The 15477-nt window shown below is 65.2% G+C and carries 14 protein-coding genes; 5 read left to right on the forward strand and 9 right to left on the reverse strand.

Features of this window, described 5'->3' with window-relative positions; genetic code table 11:
- Positions 1-5: 5 nt before the first annotated feature.
- The 4 genes from cpaB to rsmI form a co-directional block, all read right to left on the reverse strand.
- A complete protein-coding gene (cpaB, locus tag XI06_RS37925) occupies positions 6-824 on the reverse strand; it encodes a Flp pilus assembly protein CpaB (RefSeq protein WP_237860877.1) in 819 nt (272 codons plus the stop codon).
- Between the two features lie 397 nt (positions 825-1221).
- A complete protein-coding gene (gene gshB / locus XI06_RS37930) occupies positions 1222-2166 on the reverse strand; it encodes a glutathione synthase (RefSeq protein ID WP_237860875.1) in 945 nt (314 codons plus the stop codon).
- A gap of 10 nt (positions 2167-2176) precedes the next feature.
- A complete protein-coding gene (locus XI06_RS37935) occupies positions 2177-2578 on the reverse strand; it encodes a YraN family protein (protein ID WP_237860873.1) in 402 nt (133 codons plus the stop codon).
- Positions 2565-3515: a 16S rRNA (cytidine(1402)-2'-O)-methyltransferase gene (gene rsmI, locus XI06_RS37940; RefSeq protein WP_237860871.1), complete on the reverse strand. Its 951-nt coding sequence runs from the start codon at positions 3513-3515 to the stop codon at positions 2565-2567. Before rsmI ends, XI06_RS37935 begins: the two co-directional genes overlap by 14 nt.
- 351 nt (positions 3516-3866) lie before the next feature.
- Between rsmI and XI06_RS37945 the strand changes: the two genes are divergently transcribed.
- Complete coding sequence (locus tag XI06_RS37945; protein ID WP_271607673.1) at positions 3867-5102, forward strand: penicillin-binding protein activator; 1236 nt, start codon at positions 3867-3869, stop codon at positions 5100-5102.
- 117 nt (positions 5103-5219) lie between these two features.
- On the opposite strand, the gene hemW is transcribed toward XI06_RS37945, so the two are convergent.
- Genes hemW through rph form a run of 3 tightly spaced genes read right to left on the reverse strand, consistent with a single transcriptional unit; the run spans position 5220 to position 7724 of the window.
- Positions 5220-6377: a radical SAM family heme chaperone HemW gene (gene hemW / locus XI06_RS37950; protein ID WP_271607674.1), complete on the reverse strand. Its 1158-nt coding sequence runs from the start codon at positions 6375-6377 to the stop codon at positions 5220-5222.
- Complete coding sequence (rdgB, locus tag XI06_RS37955; RefSeq protein ID WP_237860865.1) at positions 6364-6999, reverse strand: RdgB/HAM1 family non-canonical purine NTP pyrophosphatase; 636 nt, start codon at positions 6997-6999, stop codon at positions 6364-6366. Before rdgB ends, hemW begins: the two co-directional genes overlap by 14 nt.
- 11 nt (positions 7000-7010) lie before the next feature.
- A complete protein-coding gene (gene rph / locus XI06_RS37960; RefSeq protein WP_237860863.1) occupies positions 7011-7724 on the reverse strand; it encodes a ribonuclease PH in 714 nt (237 codons plus the stop codon).
- Between the two features lie 168 nt (positions 7725-7892).
- Here rph and hrcA point away from each other — a divergent pair, with 168 nt between their 5' ends.
- A complete protein-coding gene (gene hrcA / locus XI06_RS37965; RefSeq protein ID WP_237860861.1) occupies positions 7893-8981 on the forward strand; it encodes a heat-inducible transcriptional repressor HrcA in 1089 nt (362 codons plus the stop codon).
- A gap of 109 nt (positions 8982-9090) precedes the next feature.
- On the forward strand, positions 9091-9696 hold the full coding sequence (gene grpE / locus XI06_RS37970; RefSeq protein WP_237860859.1) for a nucleotide exchange factor GrpE: 606 nt from the start codon (positions 9091-9093) through the stop codon (positions 9694-9696).
- Between the two features lie 54 nt (positions 9697-9750).
- Here the strand turns inward: grpE and pncA are convergent, their stop codons facing one another.
- Positions 9751-10473, reverse strand: a complete 723-nt coding sequence (pncA, locus tag XI06_RS37975; RefSeq protein WP_271607675.1) for a bifunctional nicotinamidase/pyrazinamidase — start codon at positions 10471-10473, stop codon at positions 9751-9753.
- A 298-nt stretch (positions 10474-10771) separates the two neighbouring features.
- Positions 10772-11710, reverse strand: coding sequence for a hypothetical protein (locus XI06_RS37980; RefSeq protein ID WP_237860855.1), 939 nt, complete (start codon positions 11708-11710; stop codon positions 10772-10774).
- Between the two features lie 397 nt (positions 11711-12107).
- Here XI06_RS37980 and dnaK point away from each other — a divergent pair, with 397 nt between their 5' ends.
- Both dnaK and dnaJ read left to right on the forward strand, forming a co-directional pair.
- A complete protein-coding gene (dnaK, locus tag XI06_RS37985) occupies positions 12108-14009 on the forward strand; it encodes a molecular chaperone DnaK (RefSeq protein WP_237860853.1) in 1902 nt (633 codons plus the stop codon).
- 261 nt (positions 14010-14270) lie between these two features.
- Entirely contained in the window at positions 14271-15404 is a 1134-nt protein-coding gene (gene dnaJ, locus XI06_RS37990) for a molecular chaperone DnaJ (RefSeq protein WP_237860851.1), read from the forward strand.
- Positions 15405-15477: the final 73 nt, after the last annotated feature.

Below are 15477 nucleotides of genomic sequence, written 5' to 3' on the forward strand. Positions count from 1 at the left end.
CCCCATCACTTCTGTGACGTCAGCTGTCGCGCCTGTACGCCGTAGCGAATCACGTTCACGCCGGTCTGGCGCTGCTTGAGTGCCTGCTCTTCCGGTCCACCGTCGGAGGCGCTGGCATCGGCAATGCTGCGCAGTGCGAGTGTCAGCGTGCCACCCTGGCGCGAGGCCGAGAGCGTCGCGACCTGGTCGGGCCGGAGCTCGAGCGTGACGGTCTTGCCGAGCACGGCGTTCTGGCCGTCCTTTTCCTTCGGCGCCTGATCAATCGCGAGCACGCGGATGTTGGTCAGGACGACTTCCGACAGGATCAGGTCATTGCCGCCGGTCTGGCCGTTGGGGCCATCGGGATTCTTCAGGCGACGCGTCAGGACGATGTCGACGCGGTCGTTCGGCAGGATGAAGCCGCCGGCGCCGGTCTCGGCCGAGATTTCGGTGGAAACGGCCCGCATGCCGGACGGCAGGATCGCGGCCATGAAGCCGGAGCCGTCGGCCTTGACGAGCTTCTGCTCGCGGATCGGCTCGCCCTGCATCAACGGCACGCGCGCGATCGAGCCGGCGATCTGGGTCTGTGCGTCGGGCCGGCTGTCGCGGCGAATGAAGGCGCTGCTGGCGGTCGCTTGCGGCCAGGTCTGCCATAGCAGATCCTCGGCCTTCACGGCCTGGCCGAGCTGGATGTCGGATTTGGCGACGAGCACCTCGACCGTCGGCAGCTTCTCGACCACCTGGGCGACGGGTGCGGGCTTGTTGTCGTAACCGCTGGCGAGATACGCAGCGACGCCGCCGGCGCCGAGCGCAATGACGAGAACGACAATGCGTGCGGTGTTCATACGCTTCTACTCTTACGCGGGGCACTCGAACCGCACGTGGCGGGTTCCCCCGCATCGATGAGTAGGGAGTAAAAGTATAAGGGGTGTTGCGAGGCCGAGTGTGATGGGCAGTGACGAAGCGAGTTTTGGGCAGATGGTGAATGCCGCGTTAGTCGCTCGGCCGTTGGCCCCGTAGAAACACGCGGGTGCGCTCCCGCGTCCGGATGATAACGCGGGGCGTCATGGTGAACGGGTGGTTAGTGGAGGGGTGGCCGGGAGGCGCCTGATCTTGGTAGTGAGATAAGACGCAGCGCACCACATCATCAGTGTCGTCCCGGCCTAGCGCGCAATTGCGCGCGGTGCGCCGGGACACTGGGAGAGATCGCGCGCTCTCTTGGCAGAGCGCGTGACGCAACCCCTACTTCGCCCGCTTCCGCTCGATCACGTCCCAGATCTTGGCCGCGACGTCAGGCCCGCCAAGTCGTGCAATGGCGCGGATGCCGGTGGGCGAGGTGACGTTGATCTCGGTGAGGTTGCCGTTGATGACGTCGATCCCAACGAAGAGCAGGCCGCGTTCGCGCAGCGCAGGTCCAACGGTGGCGCAAATCTCGCGCTCGCGCGGCGTCAGCTCGGTCTCCTTGGCCGCGCCGCCGCGCACCATGTTGGAGCGGAGGTCGTCGGCCGCAGGCACGCGGTTCACGGCGCCGGCGAACTCGCCATCGACCAGGATGATGCGCTTGTCGCCGTGCTTCACCTCGGGGATGAACTGCTGGATCACCCAGGCCTCTTTAAACGTCACCGAGAACATGTCGTAGAGCGAGCCGAAATTCATGTCCTGCGGCATCACGCGGAATACCGCGGCGCCGCCATGGCCGTGCAGCGGCTTCATCACCACGGCCCCATGCTTGTCGCGGAACGCGTTGATCTCGTCGAGATCGCGCGAGATCAGGGTCGGCGGCATCAGCTGCGGAAAGTTCATCACGAACAGTTTTTCCGGCGCGTTGCGCACCGAGGCGGGATCGTTGACGACCAGCGTCTTCGGATGGATGCGTTCGAGCAGATGCGTCGAGGTGATGTAGGCGAGATCGAACGGCGGGTCCTGGCGCAGCAGCACCACGTCAAAGCCGTTCAGTGCCTCGCGCCTTGGCTCGCCGAGGGTGAAGTGATCACCGGGCTCGTCGCGCACCGTCAGCAGCTGGACCGGCGCCACGATCTCCTCGCCGACCATCGAGAGCTTGTCGGGGGTGTAATAGGACAGGCCGTGGCCGCGCTTCTGCGCCTCCAGAAGCAGCGCAAAGGTGGAGTCGCCCTTGATGTTGATGCGGGCGATGGGGTCCATCTGGACGGCGATGTTCAGTTTCATGGTCTGCCTTTCAGGTCGAGGCGTCGAATGCCGCCAACACATGGCGTGGAAGTGAGCGCGGCGCAATCAGCATGGCGTCGAATCGCAATTCGAATTCCGCATGCTCGGGATGCGCTATCAGCCAGCCCTGCGCGGCATCGATGATGCGTTGCTGCTGGCGCGGCGTCACCGCATAGGCGGCCTCGTCGAGGCTGGCGCGCGCCTTGACCTCGACGAAGGCGATCAGGTTGCGGCGGCGCGCAACGAGGTCGATCTCGCCATGCGCCGTGCGGTAGCGTTTGGCGAGGATGCGGTAGCCTTTCGCCATCAGATAGGCAGCGGCGCGGCTCTCGGCGGAGATGCCGGTGCGAAACGCGGCGACGCGCTCGGGCGAGGCGATCTTCGGTTCGGCCGGCGCTTTAGTCTTCGCCATCGCCGCCCCGCAAATCTTTGGCGAGTTCGAGTGCGCGGGCATAGACCTCGCGGCGCGGCCGGCCCGAGAGTGCGACGGCATGCGCGACCGCGTCCTTGACGCTGTTCGTGGAAAGCTGCGTGCGCAGGAGATCGTCCAGCGCATCCGCTGTCAGCACATCGGCATCGGCGGCGGGCGGAGCGATCACCAGCACGAATTCGCCGCGCGTCTCCAGCGTGTCCGCCTCGCGCGCGAGCTCGCTCAGCGTCGCGCGTGAAATCTCCTCGTGCAGTTTGGTCAGCTCGCGGCAGATCGCGGCCTCGCGCGTGCCCATGATCTCGGCGAGCTCGGCGAGCGTATCCTGCACACGATTGCCGGATTCGAACATCACCAGCGTCGCATCGATGCGGGCGAGCTCGGCCAGGCGCGATTTTCGCGCGGCGGACTTGGACGGCAGAAAACCTTCGAAGAAGAAGCGATCGGTCGGCAGCGCGGCGACGGACAGCGCCGCCAGCACCGAGGACGGGCCGGGCAGGGCATAGACCGCATGGCCCGCGGCGCAGACCTCGCGCACCAGCTTGTAGCCAGGATCGGAAATCAGCGGCGTGCCGGCGTCCGACACCAGCGCGACCGAGCCGCCGGCCGCGAGCGCCTCGAGGATCTTGGGCCGCGCGGCCTCCGCATTGTGCTCGTGATACGGCTTGAGCTGCGCCGCGATGTCGTAGCGCTCGGTCAGGCGCCGCGTGATCCTTGTGTCCTCGCAGGCGATGATTTCGACGGCGGCCAGCGTCTGCAGGGCGCGCAGCGTGATGTCACCGAGATTGCCGATGGGGGTCGCGACCAGATAGAGGCCGGCCGCGAGTTTCGGCGCCACGAGCCGGTGGGCATCGATGGAGAACCCGCGCGAGGCGGCGTCCGTGGCTTCAGTCGTATTTATCGGGGCCGGCTTTGCGCGCATAATGAGATGAACTTAGGCATGATGTCAGGGGCTGGGAACCGGCCCCTCGAAAAAGATCATGCCTGGCCAGGATATTGAAGCGGGGCGAGGAAGGACTGGAATGTGATCCATCCGGCATCACATTCCAGAGGGAGTGGAGCGTCAGCGCCATATTCACGGCGGAAACGGCGCCTTGATGCTTTCGTGACGGACGGCGGACAGCAAGCCAGGACAGGACGACGGTCGCGTTAAGCGGTCATTATCCTTTTGTTTTGGTTAACTATTTGCCGACAATATGCCTGAATCCGCGGCTTGTGTCGCGGAAAGAATGTTGTGACTGGCGCAATGCGGCCGGTCAGAAGAGAAGCTGAGATGGTGGGCCCGCGTGATCTGAAGTCTCCCGTCCCGGGGCGCCTGATGTCAGGGGCGACCCGGCGGAGTGCGCTTGGCCTGCTGCTCGGCACGCCCCTGCTGTCCGCCTGCGCCGGTGTGCAGCAGAGCCTCAGCCAGTTCTCCAATCCCTTCTCCAGCTCCTCGCCGCCGCCCGCCCAGCCGGCTGGTCCGCCGCAGCAGGCGACCACCGCCGGCACCGGCGGCGTGAAGGTTGCCGTGATTCTGCCGCTCTCGGCCGCCGGCAATGCCGGGCTTGCCGCGCAATCCATGCGCAATGCCGCCGAGATGGCGCTGGCCGAGTTCCAGAACCCGAACATCCAGCTGCTGATCAAGGACGACAATGGCAGCCCGCAGGGCGCGCAAGCCGGCGCGCAGCAGGCGGTGGATGAAGGCGCCGAGATCATTCTGGGGCCGCTGTTCGCGCAGTCGGTGCCGGCGGTGGCGCAGGTCGCGCGCACGCGCGGCATTTCGGTGATCGCGTTCTCGACCGATTCGAGCATTGCCGGCCGCGGCGTCTATCTGCTGAGCTTCCTGCCGGAGTCCGACGTCAATCGCATCATCGAATACTCAGCCAGCATCGGCAAACGCTCCGTCGCCGTGCTGGTGCCTGATAATGCCTATGGCAATGTCGTCGAAGCCGCGGTGAAGGCAGCCGTGCCGCGGCGTGGCGGCCGCGTCGTCGCGTTCGAGAAATACGGCGCCGATCGTGCGACGCCGGCGCGATCGGTGGCGCAGCAGCTCGGCAGTGCGGATGCGCTGTTCATTGCCGATGACGGCGATTCCGTCGTTGCGGTCGCCGATGCGATGACCGCGGCCGGCGCCAATTTGCGCAACATCCAGCTGCTCGGCACCGGCCTGTGGGACAGTCCGCGTGTCTATGCCAGCCCAAACTTGCAAGGCGGCCTCTACGCCGCGCCCGATCCGGCGGGTTTTCGCGCGTTCTCCGGCCGCTATCGCACCAAATACGGCGCCGATCCGATCCGCACCGCGACGCTCGCTTATGACGCGGTCGCGCTCGTTGCTGCGCTCGCGCGCACGCAAGGCACCACGCGCTTCTCGTCCGATGTGCTCACCAACCCCTCAGGCTTTGCCGGCATCGACGGCCTGTTCCGCTTCCGCGCCGACGGCACCAATGAGCGCGGACTTGCGGTGATGAAGGTGACGACAGGTGGCGGTGTCGCGGTCGCGGGCTCGCCGAAGAGTTTTGGGGCGTAGCTCAGGACGACGGTGCCGTGGGGCGGGCAAAGCGTAGCGTGCCCACGCATTTTCCGTGATCGAGAGAGATCGTGGGCACGGCGCAAGTGCGCCTTTGCCCCACCCTACGAGATCTCGCTACGCCGCGAGATCGGCGACCACCGCATCGAGCACCGGGAATCCGCTGCTGGTCACGCGCAGGCGGCCCGTCGCATCGACCGTGATCGCGCCCTCCTCACGCAGCAGCGCGATACGTTTGGGGTCGAGCGGGCGGCCGGAGAGCGCCTTGTAGCGCTCGGGATCGATACCCTCGGCCAAGCGCAATCCCATCAGTAGGAATTCGTCGGCGCGCTCTTCGCTGTTGAGGAGATCGTCGGTGACGATTCCGTCGCCATTGGTCTCGACGCGCATCAGCCAGGCTTCCGGGCGCTTCTCGGTGGCGGTGGCATGGCGCACGCCCTCGATGTCGAGACGGCCGTGGGCGCCGGGGCCGATGCCGGCATATTCCTCGCCGCGCCAGTAGACCAGATTGTGCCGGCACTCGGCGCCGCGCCGTGCGTGGTTGGAAATCTCGTAGGCGGGCAGCCCGAGCTTGTCGCAGGTTTCCTGCGTGACGTCGTAGAGCGCGCGCGCCACGGCTTCATTCGGCGTCTTCAATTTGCCGGCCTGGTGCAGGCCGAAGAACGGCGTGCCTTCCTCGATCGTCAATTGGTAGAGCGACAAATGTTCGGCCGCCTCATCGATCGCGAGGCGCAGTTCGTCCGCCCACATCGCCGGTGTCTGGTCGGGACGGGCATAGATCAAATCGAACGAGTAACGGTCGAACGAGCGGCGCGCGATCGCGACGGCATCGAGCGCCTCTCGCGCGCTGTGCATGCGGCCCAGCGCTTTCAGCGAGGCATCGTCGAGCGCCTGCACGCCGAGCGAGACGCGGTTGACGCCGGCGGCGCGATAGCCGGCAAAGCGCGTAGCTTCGACACTGGTCGGATTGGCCTCCAGCGTGACTTCGACATCGCTTGCCACCGTCCAGTGCTTGCCGATCGCGTCGAGCACGGCGCCGACGGTCGAAGGCTGCATCAGTGACGGCGTGCCGCCGCCGAGGAAGATCGAGGTTACCTCGCGTCCGGGTGCGCGCGCGGCGGTCGTCGCGATCTCGCGGGCGAAGGCCGAAGCAAAGCGTGCCTCGTCGATCGCGGCGTGGCGGACATGGCTGTTGAAGTCGCAATAGGGGCACTTCGACAGGCAGAACGGCCAGTGCACGTAGACGCCGAACGCATCCTTGTTAGCGCGGCTCAAGGCAGATCTCCGCCAGTTTCACGAAGGCACGGGCGCGGTGCGACAGGCCGAGGCCGAGCGGCGGCAGGCCGTGCTTCTCGATGCTTTCCATCTCGCCGAAGGTTCTGATGTGACCGTCGGGCAGGAACATCGGATCGTAACCGAAGCCGGCAGTGCCGCGCGGCGGCCACACCAGCGTGCCGTCGACGCGCGCCTCGACCTCTTCGAGATGATTGTCCGGCCAGGCGACGCAGAGTGCGGAGACGAAATGGGCTTTGCGCTTGTCCGGCTTGATGGCACCGCGCTCCTGCAACAGACGCTCGATCTGCGCCATCGCGGCGGCGAAGTCTTTGTTTGGACCGGCCCAGCGCGCGCTGTAGATGCCAGGCGCGCCGTCGAGCGCGTCGACCACGATGCCGGAATCGTCGGCGAAGGACGGCAGCCCGGTCGCCTGCGCCGCCGCGATCGCCTTGATCGCGGCATTGCTGCGGAAGTCGTTGCCGGTCTCGTCGGGCTCGCCCAATCCGAGTTCACCGGCCGACACCACCTCGATGCCGTGAGGCGCGAGCAGCTCCTTCATCTCGGCGAGCTTGCCGGGATTGTGGGTCGCGATGACGAGCTTTCCGGTGATTCGGCGGTGCATGGGTCTATTGACTACGCGACAGCCAGTTTCTGCAAGTCCACCAGACGCGCGATGCCCTTCTGCGCCAGCGCGATCAGCTTCAGGAACTCGTCCTGCGTGAACGGCTCGCGTTCTGCGGTGCCCTGCACCTCGACGATGCGGCCATCGCCGGTCATGACGAAATTGGCGTCGGTCTCGGCTTCCGAATCCTCGGCGTAGTCGAGATCGAGCACCGGCGTGCCGTTGTAGATGCCGCAGGAGATCGCGGCGACGTTGTCGCGCATCACGTTGGCCTTGACCATGTTGCGCGCCTTCATCCAAGCGATGCAGTCGGCCAGCGCGACCCAGGCGCCGGTGATCGACGCCGTGCGGGTGCCGCCGTCGGCCTGGAGCACGTCGCAATCGACCGTGATCTGGCGTTCGCCGAGCGCTTCGAGGTCGACGATGGTGCGCAACGAGCGGCCGATCAGGCGCTGGATCTCGACGGTGCGGCCGCTCTGCTTGCCGGCGGCGGCTTCGCGGCGGGTGCGTTCGGAGGTCGCGCGCGGCAGCATGCCATACTCGGCGGTGACCCAGCCGCGGCCCTGGCCCTTCAGCCATGGCGGCAGGCGATCTTCCAGCGTGGCGGTGACCAGCACATGGGTGTCGCCGAATTTCACGAGGCAGGAGCCTTCCGCATATTTGACCACGCCGCGCTCCAGCGTCACGGGGCGCAATTCGTCGGGCGCACGGCGGCTTGGCCGCATGGGAAATCCTCCAGAACTCATGGGGTAGGGCTGTTCGCGGTGCTTGTAGGTGGGGTCAGGGTGGGCAGCAAGGCTTTTTCACCCCCTGATATCGACCCCGCAAACGCCGCGCTTGTCAGAACCGTCCTGGATGGCCAAATTACAAGCATCTGAGAGGAGTTGCCGTCTGTGGCCCATCACGATCCGATCCATCTGATCGCGCCGCGCGCAGGCCTCGCCCAGCTCAACGAGCGTTCCCGCGACATCTTTCGACAAATTGTCGAAAGCTATCTCGCGACCGGTGAGCCGGTCGGCTCGCGCAACATCTCGCGCCTGATCGCGATGCCGCTGTCGCCGGCCTCGGTCCGCAATGTCATGGCCGATCTGGAACAGCTCGGCCTGATCTATGCGCCGCACACCTCGGCCGGAAGGTTGCCGACGGAACTCGGCCTGCGCTTCTTTGTCGACGCCCTGATGCAGGTCGGCGACCTCAACGAGGCCGAGCGGCAGTCGATCCAGAGCCAGCTCGCGACCGTCGGCCACGCCCAATCCGTCGAGGCGGCGCTGTCGGAAGCGCTGACGCGGCTGTCCGGTCTCACGCGCGCCGCCGCCGTCGTGCTGACGCCAAAATCAAATGCGCGGCTGAAACACATCGAATTCGTTAGGCTGGAACCCGAAAAGGCGTTGGTGATCCTGGTCGGCGAGGATGGTCAGGTCGAAAACCGCGTGTTGACCCTGCCGCCCGGAGTTCCATCCTCTGCGCTCACGGAGGCCGGCAATTTCCTCAACGCCCGGATCCGCGGCCGGACGCTGGCAGAGGCGCGGCTGGAGCTCGAAACCGCGCTTGGCGAGGCCCGCGCCGAGCTCGATCAGCTGACGCAAAAGGTCATTTCGGCCGGCATCGCGAGCTGGTCGGGCGGCGAGAATGAGGACCGCCAGCTCATCGTCCGCGGCCACGCCAATCTGCTGGAAGATCTGCATGCGCTGGAGGATCTCGAGCGTGTCAGGCTGCTGTTCGACGATCTCGAGACCAAGCGTGGCGTGATCGACCTGCTCGGGCGCGCCGAAACCGCTGAAGGTGTCAGGATCTTCATCGGCAGCGAGAACAAGCTGTTTTCGCTATCGGGCTCCTCCACCATCATCTCGCCCTATCGGGATGCCGCCGGCCGCATCGTCGGCGTTTTGGGCGTGATCGGGCCGACGCGGCTGAATTATGCCCGCGTGATCCCGACTGTGGACTACGCCGCCCGCATCGTCAGTCGCCTGCTGGGAGGCTAGTAGGGGGCTGACCGGCATTTGAGCCGATCACGGGCGCTTGATTTTCGGCGCCCGAAGCACGATATCCGGGCCAGAAAACCTCCCCCTGAGCGAGTTCGAGAAGCAGCCGATGACCGATCCAACCCGGCAACCCGAAGACACGGCCGCGCCGACCGGCGAGCCCGTGGTGTCGAAGCCCTACATCATGCCCGACGATCCCGAGCCGGGTTCGGTCGAGCTGTTGCAGAAGGAAGCCGCCGAGGCGCGCGACCGCATGCTGCGGACGCTCGCCGAGATGGAGAATTTGCGCAAGCGTACCGCCAAGGAAGTCGCCGATTCCAAGCTCTACGGTGTCACCGGCTTTGCCCGCGACGTGCTCGACATCGCCGACAACCTCCAGCGCGCGCTCGACGCCGTTCCGGCTGAAGCGCGTGCCACCGCCGATCCCGGCCTGACCGCGCTGATCGAAGGCGTCGAACTCACCGAGCGATCGCTGCTCAGTGCGCTGGAAAAGCACGGCGTGAAGAAGTTCGATCCCTTGGGCCAGAAGTTCGATCCGAACTTCCAGCAGGCGATGTACGAAGTGCCCGACGCATCGGTGCCCGCGGGCACCGTCGTGCAGGTCATGCAGGCCGGCTACACCATCGGCGAGCGCGTGCTGCGCCCGGCGCTGGTCGGCGTCGCCAAGGGCGGCGCGAAGGCTGCGCCTGCGGCGAACAGCAACGAATCGAACTGAGCGATTTTGAGGAGCGCGCTTGCGCGAGTCTCCTCAAGGTCCGGCGTGTGCGCCTTACGCGCTGACCGCGATATCCGTAGACTGAATCCGCTTCACGCCGGCCTTGGCCATGTCGGCCCAGGCCTTTGCCAGCGAGCCCTGCGTATCGATGCCGCGGCAGGCGTCTTCCACGACATAGACTTCAAAGCCTGCCTTGCGCGCATCGAGCGCGGTCCAGGCGACACAGAAATCCGTCGCGAGACCCGCAACGAAGACGCGCTTGATCTTGCGCGACTTCAGATACGCAGCAAGGCCAGTCGTCGTCTTGCCGTCGGCTTCGAGGAAGGCCGAATAGCTGTCGACGTCCTTGTGAAAACCCTTGCGGATGATGAGCTCGGCCTGCGGGATCGAGAGATCCTTCGACAGCGAGGCGCCGTCGGTGCCCTGCACGCAATGGTCGGGCCACAGCACCTGCTTGCCATAGGGCAGGTCGATGGTCTCGAACGGCTTCTTGCCCGAATGCACTGATGCGAACGAGACGTGGCCGGGCGTGTGCCAGTCCTGCGTCATCACCACGTTCGAGAACGCTTTCGCCATCTTGTTGATGACGGGCACGACCTGCTCGCCTTCCTTCACCGCGAGGCTGCCGCCGGGCAGGAAGCAATTCTGCACGTCGATCACGAGCAGCGCGGAAGAGTCGTCCGGCTTGATCGCAGCTGCTGCGAACAGTGCCGATGGAGCGAGGCTCGCAAGCGCCGTCGTTCCCATCGCGGCCAAGATCTGTCGTCGATTAAGCATCGTCCGCCTCCCCTCCAGGATGATCTCAAGCTGATCCAATGGAGGGAAGCCTAGTTCCGTTCGTGTACGAACGAAAGCCCGAAAATGCAGCCGGGTTTGGTGATTGGTTGGGCTGTTAGCCCCGGCATCACTGTCGTCCCGGCCTAGTGCGCAATTGCGCACGGGGGGGCCGGGACCCATACGCCGCAGTAATAGTTTGGCGAAGACTCGGAGTTACCACTTCGCGCCATAACCGCTCCCTGTGGTTATGGGCCCCGGCCTTCGCCGGGGCGACACCGAGTTTGTTGGACGAGCGCGCCTAACCCTTCGGCTGGATGCCGTCGCGCACGGCGCGGAAACGGGTGAAGGCATCGGACCACTGGTCGCGCGGGGCGCTGGCGATGATGCGCAGCGAGGTGCCGCCGCCGAAGCGGATCCACTGCACCACCGTGACCGGGGTCTTGTCCTTGCCGCTGACGCCGTCGATCCGGGTCTCGAAGCCGGGCTGGCTGTTGATGCGGATCGGCTCCGACATGGTGATTTTGGTTTCGCGCAAACCCGGAATCTGAAGGGCCGCCTCCTGGGCGAAGCGGGCGCGGTCGTCGGCGGCTTGCGGGGTGGCGCCGATCAGGCCGAGGATGATGAATGGCTTGGATTCATAGCCCGAGCTCTCGCTGCCGTCGGCCAGGATGATGCTCGAGCCCGGCACCAGCGTACGGACGTCCTTGAAGCCGGCGAGATCGGTGATCTTGAACGGCAGCAGCCCGATCTGCTCGTCGACCGACACCTCCTTGCGGATAGTGGCGGTCGCAAACATCTGCCGCACCGCTTCGTCTGTGTAGATCTTCGCAGCGTTCTCGGGAATTTGCACCGCGACATAGCCGGAGAAGCCGGTGCCCGGCACGATCATCGAATAGCGCTTCACCAGCGTGTCGCCAACCTTGGCGCCTTCGGTGGTAAAATACGCAAGGCCTGCCGACGTCTCGATCTTGTCCGGCTTGACGCCGTTGGTGCCGGCCGGATTGGCGTTGAACGCACTGACGACCTCGTTATAGGCCGCCGGCGGCAGCTCGGTGATCAGCACCTTGACGCTGCCGTCCTCGTTCTCGAAGCCCGGGAAGGTCTTGGCCTTGCTGAGGCCGACCAGAGGCACCATGCCGAGGCGCAGTCCCGGCGGGTAAACGGCGTCGGCGGCAAGCGCCGGAAGCGCCGAAGCGACGAGGAGGACGAGTGCGGCGAGGGGGCGGATCAGCTTCATGGGCACTCTGATTGGTTCACATTGAGGCCGTACGATGGTCGGCCCTCGGGCGCTTTGTCGCGCGAAGCAGCCCCATGGCGAGACCGTCCGGCCGGCCGCCTTTTAGCGGGTTTGGCGCGGCGGTAACAGGGCCGGGCCGCGGATCGCGGCGGGCGGCCGCTCGATCGCCGAACCTGTTAATATTTCCTCACCCGCAAGTGCGGTTGAGCCCGGATACGATCTTCCAAAACCCAATGTTTTCACGGCCCAAAGTTGCGTTCGGTCCTTGCGGGCCCCTCCCCCCCTCCTATATGAGCCTCAACCATCGCAATATCGCGAATGTTTGATCTTAGGGGGTTTCGGTTCGGGTGCCTTCTGGGCCCAGCCAACCTGCCGCAAAAAGAAGGATATCAGGACCATGGGAAAGGTCATTGGGATCGACCTCGGCACCACGAATTCGTGCGTCGCCGTAATGGATGGCAAGAACGCCAAAGTCATCGAGAATTCCGAAGGCATGCGCACGACGCCTTCGATCGTCGCCGTGACTGACGACGGTGAGCGCCTCGTCGGCCAGCCTGCCAAGCGTCAGGCCGTGACCAATCCAGAGCGTACGTTCTTCGCAGTGAAGCGCCTCATCGGCCGCCGCTACGACGACCCCATGGTCGAGAAGGACAAGAAGCTCGTTCCGTACAAGATCGTGAAGGCTTCCAACGGCGATGCCTGGGTCGAGGCCGACGGCCAGACCTACTCGCCCTCGCAGGTCTCGGCGTTCATCTTGCAGAAGATGAAGGAGACCGCGGAAGCCCATCTCGGCCAGAAGGTCGACCAGGCGGTCATCACCGTTCCCGCTTACTTCAACGACGCCCAGCGCCAGGCCACCAAGGACGCCGGCAAGATCGCGGGCCTTGAAGTGCTGCGCATCATCAACGAGCCGACCGCGGCCGCGCTCGCCTATGGCCTCGACAAGACCAAGGCCGGCACGATCGCCGTGTACGACCTCGGCGGCGGCACGTTCGATATTTCCATTCTCGAAATCGGCGACGGCGTGTTCGAGGTGAAGTCGACCAACGGCGACACCTTCCTCGGCGGCGAAGACTTCGACATGCGCCTCGTGGGCTACCTCGCGGACGAGTTCCAGAAGGAGCAGGGCATCAACCTGCGCAACGACAAGCTCGCGTTGCAGCGCCTGAAGGAAGCCGCTGAAAAGGCCAAGATCGAGCTGTCGTCGACGACGCAGACCGAGATCAACCTGCCCTTCATCACCGCGGACCAGACCGGCCCGAAGCATCTGACGATGAAGCTTACCCGCGCCAAGTTCGAAGCGCTGGTCGACGACCTCGTCCAGAAGACCGTCGAGCCCTGCCGCAAGGCGCTGAAGGACGCCGGCGTCACTGCCGGTGAGATCGGTGAAGTCGTTCTGGTCGGCGGCATGTCGCGCATGCCGAAGGTCCAGGAAGTCGTGAAGCAGCTGTTCGGCAAGGAGCCGCACAAGGGCGTCAACCCGGACGAAGTCGTGGCGATCGGTGCCGCGATCCAGGCCGGCGTGCTCCAGGGCGACGTCAAGGACGTGCTGCTGCTCGACGTGACCCCGCTGTCGCTGGGCATCGAGACGCTGGGCGGCGTGTTCACCCGCATCATCGACCGCAACACCACGATCCCGACCAAGAAGAGCCAGGTGTTCTCGACCGCCGAGGACAATCAGAACGCGGTCACCATCCGCGTCTTCCAGGGCGAGCGTGAAATGGCGGCCGACAACAAGATGCTCGGCCAGTTCGACCTGATGGGCATTCCGCCGGCTCCGCGCGGCATGCCGCAGATCGAGGTGACCTTCGACATCGACGCCAACGGCATCGTCAACGTCTCGGCCAAGGACAAGGCTACCGGCAAGGAGCAGCAGATCCGCATCCAGGCCTCAGGCGGTCTGTCGGAAGCCGACATCGACAAGATGGTCAAGGACGCCGAGGCCAATGCCGCGGCCGACAAGCAGCGCCGTGAGGCGGTCGATGCCAAGAACCATGCCGACGCGCTGGTGCACTCCACCGAGAAGGCGCTGGCCGAGCACGGTTCGAAGGTCTCCGAGACCGAGCGCCGCGCCATCGAGGACGCCGTCAGCGACCTCAAGGAAGCGCTGAAGGGCAGCGATGCCGAGGCGATCAAGGCCAAGACCAACACGCTGGCTCAGGCGTCGATGAAGCTCGGCGAGGCCATGTACAAGCAGCAGGCCGAGGCCGATGCGGCCAAGGACGCTGCGAAGGATGACGTCGTCGACGCGGAATTCACCGAGGTCGACGACGACAAGAACAACAAGAAGTCCGCATAAGCCCCAAGAGGGTCATGATGCGGACGGCTTGGACCCCACACGCTCTCAAGGCCTCCCCCTTCAGGGGGGAGGCCTTCGTGTCGGGCTCGACGGGCGGCAACTCTTTTGGAGTCAGTCCCGTTACGATCAATCAATTCCCAGCCGTTATGCTCAACGCTGCCATGCAGCCCGCTGCAGTGATGCGGAAGGCTGCCTATGTCGTCGTGTGGCGACGTTGTTTCGCTTCGACTTGAATCGCGATCGGATAGACCTGAGTCAGACATGTCCACGTCCACCAAGCGCTGCTACTACGAAACCCTCGAAGTCGAACGCACGGCCGACGAGGGCAAGCTGAAATCGTCGTTTCGCAAGCTGGCGATGAAATTCCATCCCGACCGCAATCCCGGGGATGAGACCAGCGAGGTCAAGTTCAAGGAAATCAACGAGGCCTATGAAGTCCTGAAGGACAAGGACAAGCGCGCGGCCTATGACCGTTTCGGCCATGCTGCGTTCGAGCAGGGCGGTCCCGGCGGCGGCGCCGGTTTCGGCGCGGGCTTCGCATCCTCCTTCTCCGACATTTTCGAAGATCTGTTCGGCATGGCCGGGCAGCGCGGCCGCGGCGGCCGCGAGCGCGGTGCCGATCTGCGCTACAACATGGAAATCACCCTCGAGGAGGCCTTTGGCGGCAAGACCGCGCAGATCGAGATTCCGGTCTCGGTCACCTGCGAGGCCTGCTCGGGTATCGGCGCCAAGGCCGGCACCAAGCCGAAGACCTGCTCGACCTGCGGCGGCGCCGGCCGCGTGCGGCAGTCGCAGGGCTTCTTCACCCTCGAGCGCACCTGCCCCGGCTGTCAGGGCCGCGGCCAGATGATCGAGGATGCCTGCCCGTCCTGCTCGGGCCAGGGCCGCGTCACGCGCGAGCGAACGCTGTCGGTCAACATTCCACAGGGCGTCGAGGACGGCACCCGGATCCGGCTCGCCGGCGAGGGCGAGGCCGGCGTCCGCGGCGGTCCGCCCGGCGACCTCTACATCTTCCTGTCGCTGGCCCAGCACCAGTTCTTCCAGCGCGACGGCGCCGATCTGCATTGCCGCGTGCCGATCTCGATGGTCACGGCCGCGCTCGGCGGCGAATTCGAGGTGCCCACCATCGACAAGGGCAAGGCCAAGGTGAAGGTGCCCGCCGGAACCCAGTCCGCCCGCCGATTCCGCATCGCATCAAAGGGTATGCCGGTGCTGCGCTCGCGCCAGATGGGTGACATGTATGTCCAGGTCGTGGTCGAGACCCCGCAGAATCTCACCAAGAAGCAGCAGGAATTGCTGGCCGAGTTCGAAAAACTCTCCTCCGGCAACACCCAGCCGGAATCCGAGGGCTTCTTCGCCAAGGTCAAGGATTTCTTCGGTAATCGGGCGAACTGACGCGGCTTGACCGTATCGACTTCGGCCTATACGTCTTTATGACCATTTTCTGACACGCCGCGCTCACGCGGTC

Source organism: Bradyrhizobium sp. CCBAU 11434 (assembly GCF_028128895.1).
GTDB lineage: Bacteria > Pseudomonadota > Alphaproteobacteria > Rhizobiales > Xanthobacteraceae > Bradyrhizobium > Bradyrhizobium zhengyangense.